Origin of the sequence: Shewanella sp. SP2S2-6 (assembly GCF_031931965.1) — a bacterium.
GTDB lineage: Bacteria > Pseudomonadota > Gammaproteobacteria > Enterobacterales > Shewanellaceae > Shewanella > Shewanella baltica.
Genome location: NZ_JAUOEQ010000025.1, coordinates 1 through 16,248, shown reverse-complemented (window position 1 = coordinate 16,248; position 16,248 = coordinate 1). Strand labels below are relative to the sequence as shown.

General features: G+C 47.1%; 17 protein-coding genes and 1 rRNA gene. 13 read left to right on the top strand and 5 right to left on the bottom strand.

Translation table 11 applies throughout. The features are described from left to right. The first annotated feature begins 102 nt into the window (after window positions 1–102). The gene (locus Q4Q57_RS15810; RefSeq protein ID WP_259214080.1) at window positions 103–717 is read left to right on the top strand and encodes a DedA family protein; all 615 of its coding nucleotides are present in this window, start codon (window positions 103–105) and stop codon (window positions 715–717) included. A gap of 44 nt (window positions 718–761) precedes the next feature. On the opposite strand, the gene Q4Q57_RS15805 is transcribed toward Q4Q57_RS15810, so the two are convergent. From Q4Q57_RS15805 to Q4Q57_RS15790, 4 genes are all read right to left on the bottom strand, one after another. Next, window positions 762–2,228, bottom strand: coding sequence for a thioesterase (locus tag Q4Q57_RS15805; protein ID WP_311891337.1), 1,467 nt, complete (start codon window positions 2,226–2,228; stop codon window positions 762–764). A 142-nt stretch (window positions 2,229–2,370) separates the two neighbouring features. Next, window positions 2,371–3,411 carry an MJ1255/VC2487 family glycosyltransferase gene (locus Q4Q57_RS15800; protein ID WP_311891336.1) on the bottom strand — a complete coding sequence of 347 codons (1,041 nt, stop codon included), beginning with the start codon at window positions 3,409–3,411 and terminating at the stop codon, window positions 2,371–2,373. Between the two features lie 75 nt (window positions 3,412–3,486). Then, window positions 3,487–3,999, bottom strand: coding sequence for a phosphatase PAP2 family protein (locus tag Q4Q57_RS15795; protein WP_311891335.1), 513 nt, complete (start codon window positions 3,997–3,999; stop codon window positions 3,487–3,489). A gap of 413 nt (window positions 4,000–4,412) precedes the next feature. After that, window positions 4,413–4,661, bottom strand: coding sequence for a YgjV family protein (locus tag Q4Q57_RS15790; protein ID WP_006083323.1), 249 nt, complete (start codon window positions 4,659–4,661; stop codon window positions 4,413–4,415). Window positions 4,662–4,985: 324 nt separating this feature from the next. On the opposite strand from Q4Q57_RS15790, the gene rraA reads away from it, so the two are divergent. The 12 genes from rraA to hemB all read left to right on the top strand — a co-directional run bounded on the left by rraA (window position 4,986) and on the right by hemB (window position 15,787). Continuing rightward, window positions 4,986–5,471 (top strand): ribonuclease E activity regulator RraA, encoded by a 486-nt coding sequence (gene rraA / locus Q4Q57_RS15785; protein WP_006083324.1) that lies wholly within the window; start codon window positions 4,986–4,988, stop codon window positions 5,469–5,471. Window positions 5,472–5,600: 129 nt separating this feature from the next. Next, window positions 5,601–6,665, top strand: a complete 1,065-nt coding sequence (locus Q4Q57_RS15780) for a formimidoylglutamase (protein WP_311891334.1) — start codon at window positions 5,601–5,603, stop codon at window positions 6,663–6,665. A 245-nt stretch (window positions 6,666–6,910) separates the two neighbouring features. Then, window positions 6,911–7,666, top strand: coding sequence for a bifunctional demethylmenaquinone methyltransferase/2-methoxy-6-polyprenyl-1,4-benzoquinol methylase UbiE (ubiE, locus tag Q4Q57_RS15775; protein ID WP_311891333.1), 756 nt, complete (start codon window positions 6,911–6,913; stop codon window positions 7,664–7,666). Beyond that, window positions 7,666–8,286 (top strand): SCP2 domain-containing protein, encoded by a 621-nt coding sequence (locus tag Q4Q57_RS15770; RefSeq protein ID WP_006083327.1) that lies wholly within the window; start codon window positions 7,666–7,668, stop codon window positions 8,284–8,286. Before ubiE ends, Q4Q57_RS15770 begins: the two co-directional genes overlap by 1 nt. After that, window positions 8,283–9,932, top strand: coding sequence for a ubiquinone biosynthesis regulatory protein kinase UbiB (gene ubiB / locus Q4Q57_RS15765; RefSeq protein WP_311891332.1), 1,650 nt, complete (start codon window positions 8,283–8,285; stop codon window positions 9,930–9,932). Before Q4Q57_RS15770 ends, ubiB begins: the two co-directional genes overlap by 4 nt. 59 nt (window positions 9,933–9,991) lie before the next feature. Then, window positions 9,992–10,231, top strand: a complete 240-nt coding sequence (gene tatA / locus Q4Q57_RS15760; RefSeq protein ID WP_006083329.1) for a Sec-independent protein translocase subunit TatA — start codon at window positions 9,992–9,994, stop codon at window positions 10,229–10,231. 6 nt (window positions 10,232–10,237) lie between these two features. Further along, window positions 10,238–10,753, top strand: coding sequence for a Sec-independent protein translocase protein TatB (gene tatB / locus Q4Q57_RS15755; protein WP_311891331.1), 516 nt, complete (start codon window positions 10,238–10,240; stop codon window positions 10,751–10,753). Between the two features lie 3 nt (window positions 10,754–10,756). Continuing rightward, window positions 10,757–11,512, top strand: a complete 756-nt coding sequence (gene tatC / locus Q4Q57_RS15750) for a twin-arginine translocase subunit TatC (RefSeq protein WP_006083331.1) — start codon at window positions 10,757–10,759, stop codon at window positions 11,510–11,512. Between the two features lie 45 nt (window positions 11,513–11,557). Then, window positions 11,558–12,088, top strand: a complete 531-nt coding sequence (locus Q4Q57_RS15745; protein WP_311891330.1) for a hypothetical protein — start codon at window positions 11,558–11,560, stop codon at window positions 12,086–12,088. After that, complete coding sequence (locus tag Q4Q57_RS15740; protein WP_006087114.1) at window positions 12,088–12,891, top strand: TatD family hydrolase; 804 nt, start codon at window positions 12,088–12,090, stop codon at window positions 12,889–12,891. The genes Q4Q57_RS15745 and Q4Q57_RS15740 overlap by 1 nt, the downstream gene beginning before the upstream one ends. Then, a complete protein-coding gene (locus Q4Q57_RS15735) occupies window positions 12,884–14,770 on the top strand; it encodes a diguanylate cyclase (protein WP_311891329.1) in 1,887 nt (628 codons plus the stop codon). The genes Q4Q57_RS15740 and Q4Q57_RS15735 overlap by 8 nt, the downstream gene beginning before the upstream one ends. A 9-nt stretch (window positions 14,771–14,779) precedes the next feature. Beyond that, on the top strand, window positions 14,780–15,787 hold the full coding sequence (hemB, locus tag Q4Q57_RS15730; protein ID WP_006087116.1) for a porphobilinogen synthase: 1,008 nt from the start codon (window positions 14,780–14,782) through the stop codon (window positions 15,785–15,787). A 229-nt stretch (window positions 15,788–16,016) separates the two neighbouring features. Here hemB and rrf read toward each other — a convergent pair. Continuing rightward, window positions 16,017–16,132 (bottom strand): 5S ribosomal RNA (gene rrf / locus Q4Q57_RS15725). Window positions 16,133–16,248 lie beyond the last annotated feature (116 nt).

Genomic DNA, 16,248 nt, shown 5'->3' with positions numbered 1-16,248 from the left:
CCAACTAAAACTGGCATGAAACTTTGCTCATAAATCTATCCAGCCAGAGAAGTTGGCGAGTATGATGGGCCAATCGTCACACTGATTTGATCACTTTCATCCATGCCAGAAGCGCTACAACATATCATCACCGAACTCACCCCTTGGCTGCAGCAATACGGCTATGTGCTGCTATTTATCGCGATTGCTGTCGAGGGTTTTGGCATTCCAGCGCCGGGGCAATCCTTATTGATTGTCGCCAGTTTATTAGCTGCTGCAGGGCAAATGTCACTGCCATTGGTGATGATCGTCGCAGCTTGCGCTGCACTCTGCGGTAACAGCTTGGGATATTTTATCGGCTGGCGCTTTGGTGATGTGTTGCTTAAGAAGGGCTGGATAAAACCGCAATTGGAAGACAAAATCCATGGCGTTATTGGCCAATATGGCATTGCCGCTTTAGTGCTGAGTCGTTTTGTTGAGGGATTAAAACAATTTATGTTTATCGGCTGTGGCTTGGCTAAAATGCCGCTAAAGCAATTTGTAATAGGTAATGCCCTAGCCACCAGCATTTGGGTGGCACTTTTTGGGTTAGGCCCAGTGTTAATCCGCGATGAAATTGCTCCTATGCTGGCATTTTACCACCAGCACAAATACCCCACATGGGCCATTGTCAGCCTAATACTCGCGGCGCTAATCACTTTTACTTGGCGCAGGTGGCAAACCAAAAATCCGCAGTAAGCGATTTAGGATCTATTCTTCCGATTCCTTTTGGATTACCTAAATCACTTTATGCCTTCAGTCTCAACCTTAGGTTGAGGCTCTGCGCCGTCATTTGGCTTAGCCTCAGGTTTTGATTCTAGTTCTGGCGCTTTGATTGGCGCGTGCGGTACCTCAGTAACGGCAGACTTATCTTGTTCCTGTGATACGTTTGGTTCCTGCAATGGTGCGTTGACCTCAGGCGTCGGTGAACCTTGTTCTTCAGGTAAGGGCTCGACAATCATCACCGGCTCTTGTGGCACAGGCGCTTCACCTTGTGTGGATGTTGCAGCTTCTGACTCTGGCGCTAAAGTACCGAGATCTTGGTTTGCGGGACTTTCCACTGCATGTTTAGGTAATTGATTTCGATACAAATCAATCATACTCATCACTTCAGACAAAGCTTTGGCATGATCCGGCGTCAGAATACCATTGTGTCCTGAAACGATTTCATCCGACACCGCCAGCACCCACACGGCCTGCATATTGGCATCGGGACAGGTTTGCACACTGCGGCGAGCCTGCAGACGAGCGCGAATTTTCCAACCAGAATGGGGCAAGGTCATCATACAGCCAGGAATTTGATCGTGCGCCATCAAAGCCGACGGCATCTTCATTGGCGTAGTACAATTACCACCTGAGCATTTGTCGATATCGTGGGTAATCGCCCAAGAATTACCGACAGCACGCTCGCCATCCTTGATGTAATTAAAGGCTTCTTTCACCGCAAAATCGCCCTTCGACTGCAATACCACCATACTCGGTTTTTGCCTATCTAAGCTCACCAAGGTATCGAGTGGCTGATACTCCTTCGCGGGCACGGCAGGATTTAACAGTAAGAATAAATTGGGATTATCCTGCTGATGATCGATAGCCGCCTTGATGCGATCTTTGCTGGCATGCAAAACAACCGCCCCGCCAAGACTATGACCAATCACGGTATAACGCAGTAGTTTATGCTCGGCTACTAAGCCATCGAGCTTATCAAGCAGTTGGGATAAACCTAATTGACCTATGCGTTTAGCAACCCGTTTACGCTGTAAAATGGTAGGAAAATCTAAGGGTTCAATCCAGCTTTTCGCATCATCTGAGCCATCAATCCAAAAGGGATCGTATTTATCGCCGCGCCAGCCAATATACAAACCCAATAAGTTGCGCTGCGTATCGGACGCCGCCATCTGCTGATAAAATTGCTCGAAGGCGATAAAGTTTTCATCTTTAGGCTCTGCACTATGGTGCCAGCCGTGGACAAAGATCAATAGTTCAGGGATCTGTGCAGGCTCTGGCTGAGATATGCGCGCCTCTAGACCTTGCCATTGCCTTTCGTCATGGGGCTGACCTTGATCGTTAAACTCAATCACATGGAAGTTTTGCTTCGCGATATCTGGGCCGGGAATGTGGTAAGCCTGATCTGGAATAAAAGGGAGTAAGACACAAAGCGACAACAACATTAAAAACAGTAACTTGTACTGGGTAAACTTTTTCAGGCTCATTTATAACAACATAATTAACGGCCAAGCTAGGCCAAAATAGACGTGCTGAAAGGGGCTAACAGCAAAAGTGCCGAAATTATACGCTAACCCCATTGACCCAGCTAGTGCCTAAATTGCTTTTCGCCACAGCTTATGAGCTGATTTAACGCCAAGTATCAGGCAGCGTAACTTGGCTCCACAGCTCTTTACATAGCGGCTGACTATCGTGCCAATCGCCGCCATCAATCCATTTAACCAGCGCATCCCCAACCTGAGGATAGGCAATCGGATTAGGTGATGCCGTTTTCAGCCAGCGCTTAACGACGTTCACATCGAGACTCATCATGCTATCTGCGGCCGCCAAGAGTTGCAGCGCCGCCACATTCGATAATTGCTCAAACTGGCCAATCAGTGGTTTCACTAACAACTTTTTACCTAAGGTTAATGCTTCGCTGGCAAGCTCAAAGCCCGCATTGCCGATAACACCACCGCAGCTGGCAAGATGTTGCTTAAAGCCCTCACGATTAAAGCCGTGCCACTTAATGTGTTCCGCAATTTGTCCCTTAGGCTGTTGGCTGTGGTACACCAAAAACTGATAGTCACTGAAATGCGACAGGAAACGAGCAATCACATCCGCATCCTCAAATGGCAAATACACTAAGATTTGATGCGTGTGTTCGAATGGGCTGGCATCCACTTCGACAAAAGGCGGCAAGATAGGGAAACCAAAGTGATGCCAATGGCACCCCAGCGCGATATCCACAGGGGCGAAGTAATTGAGCAGCATTTCATTAAACCAAGTGCTACCGAGTTTTGGCACAGGATGAGTCAACGCCGCCTGATGGCTAATGCCAATCGATGGCACGCCTTGGCGCCGCGCCGCCCAAGCCGATACTGGCTCAAAGTCGTTGAGCACAAGATCGTAGCAACTGAGATCTAAGGCTTTAATATCTTTAAATAACGACAATGACAGATTCTGCCGAACCGTTTGCGGCACATTCACGCGCCCGGAGTGAGTCGCAAACGTCATGCCCGCTTGTACGCGATAATCACCAAAGCATTCCATATCGAAAAACTGATCTGGCTTACGCCCCGAAAATAAAAAGTCCACTTCAATATCTTGTTTCATCAGTGCTTTAGCCATGACGCGTGCACGACTTAAGTGGCCATTCCCTGTGCCTTGAACTCCGTAGAGTATTCGCATTACGTATCCTTAAACTGATGAGTGAAGGAGAATTCCAACTAATGAGATGAAATGATTAACGTGCGCTTGCTTGAATTAAATCACCGGATGGACCAGTAATACTGCCCCCATCCCCAATGAGGCTCCCGCCAAAATATCTAAGGGATAATGCACGCCGAGTGCAATACGTGAGCCCCCGATGCTAAAAGCCCATAAAAACGCGATAGGAGCCGCAACGGGATAAACTTGCGCCACACTCGTTGCCATCACAAAGGCTGCGGCCGTATGACCCGACGGTAAACTGAAGCGATCAGATGGCTCAAAACCACTCTCAAATCCCATAAGCGCATGGCAAGGTCGTGTACGGCGAATGCTATTTTTCAGCAGTAAATACAGCGGCAACTCCACCAAAAAACTCGCTAACATCAAGTTGAATAAGGCCTGCCCTTGAGCGTGAGTCAGCATCAAGCCCACTGACAAATATAAATACACATGCCCATCGCCACTCGCCGATACCCGCTTTGCATGGGCATATAAACCATGACGTTGGGTAAAACTCACGATATGGCAAAACATTCGCTTATCTAAGTCTGCAACGTAACTCAACATAAAACAGGCTCCTTGCTGGCATGCCAGCGAGTTTTACTGCGATGTTAATCTGTGCATTCTCTCGACGACGCTTAGAGTGCTTGGTATCACGCAACCGACTCACCAAGGCCCTACTCACGATTGAATTCGTTATTTACCGTTTGCTGGCTAATTTAAAGTTTGCTAATGGTCAAACCCGAGTCGAATTAGCTAAAGCACTATTAGATAACTTGAGACTAAGAAAGACCTGTGACGGCTAAGTGACATCTGCTCGAAGGTTTTATGACAAGAAGCATGTCTTGGGCTTTGATCTAGAAGGATTCTAGGGACATTATGCTGGAGCTAAAGGATTTTTTCAGTTATAGCGATAGGACTGAGACAGGATATTGTGTTGCTCTAAATGTGAATCCCAAGAGCAACACAATCAAATAAACTTAGGCTGCGGCGGGAGTATTCGCCTTAGCGCGGTAAATTTTCGTCAAATGGTAAATATTAATACAAGCAACAAACGCATTCATGCCAGCCACTGGCCAAGCAGAAATAAACACCCCATAAACAACAAATAGGGTACATCCCACAAAATTCAACCATCGCAACCAAATGATATTCTTCATCATTAGAGAGATCGCCACCATTACAGAGGCAAAATAACCAATAATTTCAATCGTATTTACAGCTTCCATAGGCACCTCTCGAAGGCCCTCTACCGTCCATAAGCGTAACGGGGGGTCCATGCCCCTAAAGCAAATTAAGTTAAGTAAGTTAATTTAAACTTGGGATATAATACCAAAGCACGCAACAGAGTTGTAATAAAAAACCGTTATTTAATGACTAATATCAAGTTTTACCGCATAACTTCTAAAGTGCGACGAAAATTTACTACAGATGTGTTAACAGCCCAATGGCAACAATACCGTGATTGATAACACTTTTCTTTTCAAGAATCCCTTTTATACTGGCGTAAACTCGCTAAACTGTACGCAACGCGGATCAATAGGAGTGTAAATATGGAATACAACACCTCAGAATTATGTGACATGTACTTAGATGTCGTAGATGTAGTCGAGCCCATGTTCAGTAACTACGGTGGTTGTAGCTCTTTTGGCGGTTCTATTAGCACCATCAAGTGCTTTGAAGACAACGGCCTAATCACCGAAGTCCTACAAGAGGATGGTCAAGGTAAAGTCTTACTCGTTGATGGCGGTGGCTCATTACGCCGTGCGCTGATCGATGGTGCTATCGCTGAACTTGCGGTTAGCAACAACTGGGAAGGCATTATCGTTTACGGTTCTGTACGCGATGTGGATGCATTGGAAGAGTTAGACATTGGTATTCAGGCTCTTGCCTCAATTCCAGTGGGTGCTGATGGCAATTCAGTGGGCGAAGTGGAAATTCCGGTCAATTTTGGCGGTGTGACTTTCTTACCCGGCGATCACATTTATGCTGATAACACAGGTGTGATTTTATCACCTGAACCACTCGACATTGAGTAATCTCACTGTTCAGCCAAGAAAGCCAGCTAAGCTGGCTTTTTTATTCACTATTTTCAGCGTTTCCCCATTGAATCCTCGCGCCACACTGGCCACAATAGCTCGACTCCGGCCGAATAAGAATATCAATCTATGCCTGAATTTATTCCCTTTACCCATACAGATATTGCCTCATTAGTCAGCCCAAGAACCGGCGAAACTAAGTTAGGCCAATGCGTCCATCTGGCTAATCACGAACACACGTTAGAGACCATACTCGCCACAGCCAAAGCCCACGGGGCAAACTTTGCCATTTTCGGCGTTGGCGAAGATATCGGCCCGCGCGCCAATTTGGGCCGCGGCGGCGCGACCGATGCGTTCACAACCTGTATGCGCCAATGGCTCAATCTGCAATCTAATCGCTTTCTTTCCGGTGCCGAATGCCTAGTATTAGGCCAAGTGAACACCGCCGATCTGCAGCAACAAACCGCGGGTAATACAACAGCTAACACTAACGTCACCTTAGATGAATTACGCGATGCGGTGGAGCAACTCGATGAGCGCGTTATCCGCATCGTGAGTGCAATTTTAAAGGCGGGTTTAGAACCCATACTTATCGGCGGCGGCCACAACAATGCCTATGGTTTATTAATGGCGACCTACAGCCACTACCAACGCCAAGTTGCGGCGGTAAATCTTGACCCTCATTCGGATTTTCGTCTACTCGAAGGTCGTCACAGCGGCAATGGTTTTAGTTACGCAGCCGATCGCGGCGCCTTAGGTTGCTACCATGTACTGGGTTTACATGAGTTAAAAAACAGTGAAGCCAACCTAAGCCAACTCAGCGAATTTGGTGGTACTTGGCATAGCTTGCAACAAATTTGGGTACGCCGCGAAATCAGCCTTAACCAAGCCTTGCTTGAGATCGCCGCCAAATTGAATGACACAGGTTTGCCCGTAGGGCTGGAGCTCGACGTCGACGCTATCGCTAAAATGCCCAGTAGCGCCTCAACGGCAGCGGGTGTGCCATTGCTAGATGCGGCGCATTATGTCAGTTATATCGCCCGCCACTGCCCTTGTGCTTATTTGCATTTAGCCGAGGCTGCACCAAGTTGCCACGAAGCGGGAATTGAAGCCGGATTTAGGGATGTTGGCCAAAGCCTCAGCGAGCTTATCTACGCTTATGTGCAGGCTCGGATGCAGTTTTTGGCGCAATGAGCGCCATCAGTTATAGCCAACTGGGCGCTAAGCTATTCACCAAATCCTGATATTGTGGTCTAATGCCAGTCCATTTTACGTGGTCGACAAGCACTGAATCCTACGACTGCTAGGGAGTGCCTCAAGCTAAGGCATTGTAGTTAGTTTACTAGCTCGATCACAGAGTGATAGATCAAAGATTCAGCAAATGCAGGCGATGGCTTACACTCGCAACCAATACATTGCAAAACAATAGGAACACATTGATGTCTGAGGGCGAATCTAAAAGTACCCACTTTGGTTACAAAACCGTAGAGGCCGATAAAAAGGCCGAACTCGTTGCCGGCGTGTTTCATTCTGTTGCCGCTAAGTACGACATAATGAACGATGTGATGTCCTTCGGCATTCACCGTTTTTGGAAGCGTTACACCATTGAAGTATCTGGCGCACGCCCTGGCATGAAAGTGCTCGATTTGGCTGGTGGCACCGGCGACTTAACCGCAAAATTCTCTCACTTAGTGGGCGATAAAGGTGAAGTGGTTTTAGCGGACATTAACGATTCCATGTTGAAAGTCGGTCGAACTAAGTTGCGCGACAAGGGCATAGTCAACAATGTCAGTTATGTGCAAGCCAACGCCGAAGCACTGCCGTTTCCCGATAGCCACTTCGACATCATTACCATCGCCTTTGGTCTGCGTAACGTGACCGATAAAGATGCGGCGCTGCGTTCGATGAACCGCGTGCTTAAGCCAGGTGGCAAGTTATTAGTGCTTGAGTTCTCTAAGCCTCAGCATGAAATCATGCGCAAAGTGTATGATTTATATAGCTTCAAAGTCTTACCTAAGATGGGCGAACTCATCACTAAAGATGCCGACAGCTACGAGTATCTGGCCGAATCGATTCGTATGCATCCAGATCAAGATACATTAAAGCAAATGATGGTAGATGCAGGCTTCGAGCAAGTCGACTACACCAACATGACCGACGGCATTGTCGCATTGCACCGTGGTTATAAATTCTAATGATGCCGCAAGAAGTTGTGCTGCTGGTCTGCGCCGCAATTGAAACGGGCCTGAAAAAACTTCAGGCTCAAGCGGGTGACGACTATTCGCGCCAGCGCCAGTTGCATGGCAAAGTGTTCCGCATCCAATTATCGCAGCTCAGCTGGCCACTCTATTTGGTGTTTGCCAAAGAGATCCAAGTACTGAGCCGCTATGAAGGCGATGTCGATGTCAGTCTGCATGCCGATGCGACCACGCTTTATCGCGTGTCCGAAGGCGCAAACCTGACTGAACTTATCAAGCAAGATAAGCTCAAGCTTGAGGGCGATCTCAATTTATTACAAAGCTTTAGCCAATATCTACGCGGCATCGAGTTTGATTTTGCCGAGCCAATTTCGCGTTATTTAGGCGATGGTCCCACTCACAAACTCATCAGCACTGGCCATCAGGCAAAGGGTTTTGCACTCGAAGTGTTGCGTAAAACGCGCTCCCACTTAGGGCAACTCGCCGTTGAAGAGTATCGCCTCGCACCGCACCCAATTGAGTTACTTCATTTTCGCGATCAAATGGATGATTTAGTTGCCGATACCCGCGCGATTGAACAACGGATTGCCCAATTAAGAGACCAAATTAAGCCATGACCCTTGCCAGTATCCGCCGCGGTTACCATGTCATCAAGACCTTGCTTCAGTACGGGTTAGATGACGTATTGCCGCCAAAGATGACACCTTGGTACTTTAAACTCGCCCGTAATAGTCTGTTCTGGATCCGCAATAAGCATAAAAATAAGCTCGGTGGCGAACGCTTAAAATTGGCGATGCAGGAACTGGGCCCCGTTTATATCAAGCTTGGGCAAATGCTCTCGACCCGCCGCGATTTACTCAGCGATGAATGGGCCAGTGAATTAGCCATGCTACAGGACAAAGTGCCGCCCTTTGATGGTGCGCTCGCCCGCCAAGCGATTGAAGCTGAACTAAAAGCGCCAATTGAATCCCTATTCGATGACTTTAATGAAATACCATTGGCATCAGCCTCTATTTCGCAGGTGCATACCGCGACCCTGAAATCTAACGGCAAAGACGTCGTACTTAAGGTGTTACGACCGAATGTAGAAGCTAAAATTCAGGCCGATCTGCAGTTGATGTCGCAAACAGCCAAGGTCATCGATTATCTCCTCGGTGAAGGTAATCGCCTGCGCCCTGCTGAAGTGATTGAAGACTACCGCGTGACCATTTTAGGCGAGTTAAACCTTAAGCTCGAAGCCTTAAATGCAGTCAAGCTACGCAATAACTTCCTCGACTCAGATGCGCTCTATGTGCCTTATGTGTATGAAGAGTTTTGCTATCCGCGCCTAATGGTGATGGAGCGCATTTACGGAATTTCGGTCTCGGATATTGCCGCCCTTAAAGCGCAAGGCACCAACTTTAAGTTATTGGCTGAGCGTGGTGTAGAGCTGTTTTTCACTCAAGTGTTCCGTGATAACTTTTTCCATGCCGACATGCATCCGGGCAATATCTTTATTTCCCGCGATCATCCCGAGAACCCTTACTACATTGGCCTCGATTGCGGCATCATGGGCACACTCAGCGAAGTGGATAAACGCTATCTCGCCGAGAATTTCCTCGCCTTCTTTAATCGCGATTATCACCGAATTGCCCAGCTCTACATTGAATCAGGCTGGGTGTCTGAAAAAACCGATCTACAAGCCTTTGAACAGGCGATTAAAGTGGTGTGTGAACCTATGTTCAACAAGCCGCTCGATGAGATCTCCTTTGGCCATGTGTTGCTGGAACTATTCCGCACCGCACGCCACTTCGATATCGTGGTACAGCCGCAATTAGTATTGCTAGAAAAAACCTTACTCTATATCGAAGGCTTAGGTCGTCAGCTGTATCCGCAGTTGGATTTATGGCAAACCGCTAAACCGTTTTTAGAGCAGTGGATGGCCGACCAAGTGGGTCCTAAGGCTATGTTTAAAAAGGTATCCACAAAACTGCCATATTGGGCTGATAAACTACCAGAATTCCCTGAACTGATTTACGATAACCTTAAGTTAGGCAGGAAATTGCTGAGTTCTCAGCAACAAATGCTAGATAAATATTTGAAATACCAGCAGCAGGCTCACAAGAGTAACTACTTGCTTATCACTTCTGCAGTTTTATTGATCTGTGGCACGTTATTGATCAATAGAGACGCTACACTATGGACCCCTTATGTTTGTCTAGTTTCAGGCATTATATTGTGGTTTGTCGGATGGCGATCTAGGCCAAAGAATCGCAAATTTTAGCTAGCACTAATTAATCATAGGTTCATAATAGAACCGATATCAATTAAGAGGATACCTTCATGGGTGGTATTAGTATTTGGCAACTTCTTATCGTTGCATTAATCGTTGTCTTGTTGTTTGGAACTAAAAAATTACGCTCTTTGGGCGGTGATTTAGGTGGTGCGGTGAAAGGCTTCAAAAACGCCATGTCTTCAGAAGAAGATAAAAAGGCATTAGAAGACACCGAAGCGGCTAAAACAGCACAAACGACTCAACAGGCGACTGAAAAGAAACCTGAGTCTAACAAAGAACAGGCGTAACTCTTTATGTTTGACGGTATCGGCTTTATGGAGCTGCTGCTGATCGGTGTTTTGGGGCTAGTGGTTCTTGGCCCCGAACGTCTACCGGTTGCGGTACGTTCGGTAACGAGTTGGATCCGTGCGATGAAACGCATGGCAAACTCGGTAAAAGAAGAACTTGAGCAGGAGTTAAAGATCGAGCAGTTGCATGCCGATCTAAAAAAAGCTGAGAGCAAAGGTTTATCTAACCTCTCGCCGGAACTCAAAGAGTCTATTGAACAACTAAAGCAAGCGGCACAGTCAGTGAACCGTCCTTATCAAGTTCAGGACCCGGTAAAAGACACGCCTGCGTCAGAGAATCAAATACATTCTCCAGTTGCGAGCACAGTTCAAACTGGCCCAGTTCAAACTAGTTCAGCTCAAGCGAGCCCAGCTAATCCGACTGCCACAGTAGAGGCGAGTCCAACATCGGCATCTCCCACTACGCCAAATGAGCCAACTCAGGGCGCGGATACCCGTTCTAACCCGAAAGCCAACGGATAATTCATGTCGCAACAGCAGCCACTTATCAGCCATTTGCTTGAACTTAGGTCCAAGCTGCTAAAATCCATTGCCAGCGTGTTATTAGTGTTCATTTGCAGCGTGTACTGGGCAAATGACATTTACCATTATATGGCAATACCTTTAATGCAATCTTTACCCCTTGGTGGCAGCATGATTGCGACTGATGTCGCAGCCCCTTTCTTCGCGCCTTTTAAATTGACCCTGGTATTATCGTTTTTTGTGGCTGTGCCCTATGTGTTGTTCCAGATCTGGTCCTTTGTCGCACCGGGTTTATACAAACATGAAAAACGTTTAGTTATGCCACTGCTATTTAGCAGTACCTTATTGTTTTATCTCGGTATCGCCTTCGCTTATTACATAGTATTCCCCGTCGTTTTTGGCTTCTTTGCTAACAATGCGCCAGAGGGCGTTCAAGTTGCGACCGACATTACCAGTTACCTTAACTTCATTCTGAAGCTGTTCTTTGCCTTTGGTCTATCCTTTGAAATCCCTATCGCCGTTGTTTTACTTTGCTGGGCGGGCGTGACAACACCTGAAGAACTTAAGCAAAAACGTCCTTATATCGTCGTAGGCGCCTTTGTGGTGGGCATGCTGTTAACCCCACCCGATGTAATTTCCCAGACTATGCTTGCCGTACCAATGCTGTTATTGTTCGAAGGCGGTTTATTAGCTGCTCGTTTCTACAGTAAGCAAGGTGACGACGAGTCAGACGAAGATAGCGAACAAACAAACGACTAACGTCCTCGATGGCGTTAGGGGAATAATATAATAAGGAACATTCTCATGCGCTTAACTCTTATGGCAGCAGCAATTATGCTGGTATCAGTCCAAGCAAATGCCAGCATTGAACAACAGTTAACCCAATGTGCAGCAACAGCCGATAAACTCGACCGCTTGATTTGCTATGACAAGCTAGCAGAAAACGTCAAAAGCGTAACGCCTGCTTTAGCGAGCACTCAAGCCGCGCCTGCGACTGTAGCAACAACCGTTGCAGCCCCGACTGCTGTAGCAGTAGCGGCCACCGCGCCCCAAGCACCAGCCGCTAATATTGTCGATGACTTTGGGATGGAAGCTAAGCGCGTTCAAGAAAATACGGTCGATAAGATTTATCTTGAAGTACAGTCTATTACTGAAGATCCCTACGGTGCTATCAAGGTGACATTCACTAACGGTCAGGTATGGAAACAAACCGACGGCCGTAAGTTCAACTTAAAGCAAGGCGAAAAAGTCTACATTGAAAAAGCAGCCCTAGGCTCTTTCTTAATGGGCACTGATGAGCGCAATGCCAAGGCACGGGTAAAACGCCTAAACTAATGCCCTCATACATAGATATCGCTGTCAATTTACTTGGCAGCGCACTCGAGCCAGACACAGCATCGATAATACAAGCGGCGGCGGACCAAGGGGTTTCGCCGTTAATTGTTATTGGCAGCGATTTAACTGAAAGTGCAGCTGCCATCGCGATTTGCCAACAATATCCCAATCAACTTTATTGCACTGCTGGCGTACACCCTCACCATGCCAGTGGCTGGCAAGCTGACTCAAGCAAGCAACAAGCCGAACTCTGCCAAGCACCGCAAGTGGTTGCCGTTGGCGAATGTGGCTTAGACTACAATCGTGATTTCTCTCCTCGCCCCATCCAGCGCCAAGCATTTATTGCCCAACTCGCCTTAGCCGTTGAACTGCAAATGCCCGTACTGATGCACGAGCGCGAAGCTCACGAAGACTTTATTGCTATCCTGCGGGAATATCGCCCACAGCTTAGTGGCGCGCTTTTACATTGTTTCACTGGCACTCACGCCCAAATGGAAGCCTATATCGACCTCGATTTGCATTTAGGCATTACAGGCTGGGTTTGCGATGAAAGACGTGGCCAAGAGTTAGCGCAACTCGTGCCATTTATTCCGCAGAACCGCATTTTAATCGAAACCGATAGCCCGTACTTATTGCCTCGCAGCATGAGGCCTAAGCCTAAATCGAGTAAGAACAAGCCCGAATATCTCCCCTACATCGCGAGTTATATTGCAAACTTGCGCGGTGAAAATGCTGATGAGTTTGCAGCGCGTTGCTACCAGAATAGCGTAGCTTTTTTTAATTTGGACCGAGTCCATGCTTAAACGAAACTCGTCACTCATACTCTTGCTGTGGCTATGGATGTGTTCAACACCTTCATTCGCAACCCTATTAAGCATTGATGAATCAACGGCGACACCGTTAAACCTTACGCCTTGGTTGATGGTGAGCCACCCCACTTCGGCGAAGGAATTTACCGAGATCCAAGCCTTGCCAAAAACGGATTGGCATAACTTCACCAATAAAGACATTCAAAAACTCAGCGGCCATGATTTTTGGCTGAGTTTCAGCTTAACCAGCCCAGACGATGCACTTTCACGTATTTTAGCGTTAGATAACCCCTTGTTAGACAAAGTGACTATCTACCATTTAGTCAATAATAAGCTCGCTAATACTGTGCTTATGGGCGACACCTTTCCCTATAACGAACGGCCATTTTTGAGCAATATCTTCCTGTATCCTTTTAAGCTCAACATGGATGATACCCATACTTTTTATTTGCATATTCAGACCGAAGGCAGCGCTGCGGTATCGTTGAATCTCTGGTCATCTAACGACTTAGCCCAGATTGCCGAATCCACCGCCGTCGAACATGGTTTCCAACTCGGCATACTGGCCGCGATTGGTATCTTTAGCCTCTTTATTGCCATTGCATCGGGCTCATTTAGTTACAGCTATTATTCCGGCTACGTGCTTAGCATGACCTTGCTCGTCGCTACCATCAACGGTTTTGCCTTTCGATTCCTCTGGCCAAATTGGCCGATATTACAGCAAGTTATGGTGCCATTTTTACTGCCAATCGTTATGGCGTTTGCGCTGATGTTTACCGAAAAAATATTACAGCTTAAATATTTAAACCGCCGCATGCTGCTAACTTGTCGCTATAGCGCTGTCTATATCCTATGTATTGGACTCGCCACGCCTTTTATCCAATATGGAACGGCGCTCTATATCGAGATCATTTCCGTTGCAGTGCTCAGCCTAGTACTGATGGTCTTTGCCATTACTCAGGCGATCAATGGCCATAAACTGGCACGTATGTACACTATTGGCTGGGTGAGTATGCTGACAGGAGCTTGCATCAGTAGCTTGTTGTATCTCAGCGTGATTGACCTCAATTTAAAACCGCAAACGCCTGTCATGCTCGGCCTGACGTTTGAAATCATCTTTATGTCTCTGGTGCTTGCCATCCGCTATAACGATGAACGCAAAGCTAAGCTACGTATTCAGCAAGAGGCCTTGAGGCAAGCACAGAAAATTCGCAGTGCGCGGGAAGAAGCCCTAAAAGCAGAAGCCGAGAGCAATGAGAAACTCGAGCAAATGGTGCAAGAGCGCACCTTAGAACTTGAAATCACCCTCAGAGAATTGCATGAGGTGAACCAAAAGCTAACCGAACAAAGCACTATCGACAGTTTAACTGGTGTTAAAAACCGCAGTGCTTTCGATAAACGTTTGATCGCTGAAAGCCGGATCAGCCGCAGGCAAGAAACACCCATAGCCCTGTTGATGCTTGATATCGATCGCTTCAAGCTGATCAACGATAGATTCGGCCATCTTGCAGGCGATGAAGCCTTACGAACCATTGCCCAAACATTACAGCAACATTTAAAGCGGCCAACGGATCTCGTATCACGTTATGGAGGCGAGGAGTTTGCTATCATCCTGCCTAATACAGCAGAAGATGGTGCACTCCAAGTCGCTGAAACGATAAGAGACGCAGTTGCCTCTCTCCATTTCGAATGGGAAGGTGTAGCGATACCTTTGACTATCAGTATCGGAGTCAGTGCCGATATCGTCACTAACGATCAGCACAGCACCAAATTATTAGAACAAGCGGATAAAGCCCTCTACCAAGCGAAAAATGGTGGACGTAATCAAGTCAGCTTATTTTCATCAGTTCAAGCAGGACCAGTACCTAATTAGGAGTCAAATGTGAATATCATTACCAGTGCCTTCCCTCAGCGTAGAATGCGCCGCATGCGTAAACATGATTTTAGCCGTCGTCTTATGGCCGAAAATCAACTAACGGTCAATGACTTGATTTATCCCATGTTTGTTCTAGAGGGCACCAATCGCAGTGAAAAGATCGCCTCTATGCCAGGTATTGAACGTTACTCAATCGATTTACTACTAAAAGAAGCCGAAGAACTGGTTGAGTTAGGCATCCCATTAATTGCGCTATTCCCTGTGACGCCTGCAGAGAAAAAGACCCTAATGGCAGAAGAAGCTTATAACGCCGATGCCTTAGTGCAACGCGCTGTACGTGAGCTAAAAAAAGCCTTTCCACAGCTTGGCATCATGACAGACGTAGCATTGGACCCCTTCACCACTCATGGTCAAGACGGCATCATAGATGAGACTGGGTACATCCTAAACGACATCACTACCGAGATTTTAGTGAAGCAAGCATTGTCACACGCCGAAGCCGGTGCAGACATAGTTGCACCGTCAGACATGATGGATGGCCGCATAGGCGCTATTCGCCAAGCCTTAGAAGCTGCAGGCCACGTAAACACCCAAATCATGGCTTACTCAGCAAAATACTCTTCAAGCTACTACGGCCCGTTTCGTGACGCAGTAGGCTCAGCAGGCAATCTCAAAGGCGGCAATAAACACAGCTACCAGATGGATCCAGCAAACAGTGACGAAGCTCTGCATGAAGTCGCACTCGATATTCAAGAAGGTGCCGACATGGTCATGGTTAAGCCAGGCATGCCGTATTTAGATATAGTGCATCGCGTTAAAACTGAACTTGCAGTGCCAACATTCGCCTATCAAGTCAGTGGTGAATACGCCATGCACATGGCCGCCATCCAAAATGGTTGGTTAGCCGAAAAAGCCATCGTCATGGAATCTCTACTTTGCTTTAAACGCGCAGGCGCAGACGGTATTTTAACTTACTTCGCTAAACGTGCCGCACAGTGGCTTAAAGAAGCTTAGACCTCGCGATAGCTTTGTATCAATTGAAGAAAGCAGCCTTATGGCTGCTTTTTTGTATCTGGTAATTGATAGCTATGGGGACTAAATCAGCACATTTGGTGTTATGGAGAGAATAACGGGAGAAAGACTTACTAATGAATTGAAGAACAGGCTGAATTTTACAAATTGCAGACGCAAATAAGCCAGCTTATTCAGCTGGCTTCGTTACATCTCAATGAGATAATTAGGCGCTTGGCGATGACCTACTCTCACATGGGGAGACCCCACACTACCATCGGCGCGTTTGCGTTTCACTTCTGAGTTCGGGATGGGATCAGGTGGTTCCACAAGGCTATTGTCACCAAGCAAATTCTGTTTATTACCGTGTCCATCTCTGGCTCACGCTAATAATAATTCGGAAAGCTGATTTTCTGTTGAGTCTTTAACTTTATCAAGTGTCGATATTCTGTCTAAGGCTTCTT

What these genes read in the sequence shown, in the direction of transcription:
- Q4Q57_RS15810 (WP_259214080.1), top strand. Translation starts at nt 103, where the DNA reads ATGCCAGAAGCGCTACAACATATCATCACCGAACTCACCCCTTGGCTG.
- Q4Q57_RS15805 (WP_311891337.1), bottom strand. Translation starts at nt 2,228, where the DNA reads ATGAGCCTGAAAAAGTTTACCCAGTACAAGTTACTGTTTTTAATGTTG.
- Q4Q57_RS15800 (WP_311891336.1), bottom strand. Translation starts at nt 3,411, where the DNA reads ATGCGAATACTCTACGGAGTTCAAGGCACAGGGAATGGCCACTTAAGT.
- Q4Q57_RS15795 (WP_311891335.1), bottom strand. Translation starts at nt 3,999, where the DNA reads ATGTTGAGTTACGTTGCAGACTTAGATAAGCGAATGTTTTGCCATATC.
- Q4Q57_RS15790 (WP_006083323.1), bottom strand. Translation starts at nt 4,661, where the DNA reads ATGGAAGCTGTAAATACGATTGAAATTATTGGTTATTTTGCCTCTGTA.
- rraA (WP_006083324.1), top strand. Translation starts at nt 4,986, where the DNA reads ATGGAATACAACACCTCAGAATTATGTGACATGTACTTAGATGTCGTA.
- Q4Q57_RS15780 (WP_311891334.1), top strand. Translation starts at nt 5,601, where the DNA reads ATGCCTGAATTTATTCCCTTTACCCATACAGATATTGCCTCATTAGTC.
- ubiE (WP_311891333.1), top strand. Translation starts at nt 6,911, where the DNA reads ATGTCTGAGGGCGAATCTAAAAGTACCCACTTTGGTTACAAAACCGTA.
- Q4Q57_RS15770 (WP_006083327.1), top strand. Translation starts at nt 7,666, where the DNA reads ATGATGCCGCAAGAAGTTGTGCTGCTGGTCTGCGCCGCAATTGAAACG.
- ubiB (WP_311891332.1), top strand. Translation starts at nt 8,283, where the DNA reads ATGACCCTTGCCAGTATCCGCCGCGGTTACCATGTCATCAAGACCTTG.
- tatA (WP_006083329.1), top strand. Translation starts at nt 9,992, where the DNA reads ATGGGTGGTATTAGTATTTGGCAACTTCTTATCGTTGCATTAATCGTT.
- tatB (WP_311891331.1), top strand. Translation starts at nt 10,238, where the DNA reads ATGTTTGACGGTATCGGCTTTATGGAGCTGCTGCTGATCGGTGTTTTG.
- tatC (WP_006083331.1), top strand. Translation starts at nt 10,757, where the DNA reads ATGTCGCAACAGCAGCCACTTATCAGCCATTTGCTTGAACTTAGGTCC.
- Q4Q57_RS15745 (WP_311891330.1), top strand. Translation starts at nt 11,558, where the DNA reads ATGCGCTTAACTCTTATGGCAGCAGCAATTATGCTGGTATCAGTCCAA.
- Q4Q57_RS15740 (WP_006087114.1), top strand. Translation starts at nt 12,088, where the DNA reads ATGCCCTCATACATAGATATCGCTGTCAATTTACTTGGCAGCGCACTC.
- Q4Q57_RS15735 (WP_311891329.1), top strand. Translation starts at nt 12,884, where the DNA reads ATGCTTAAACGAAACTCGTCACTCATACTCTTGCTGTGGCTATGGATG.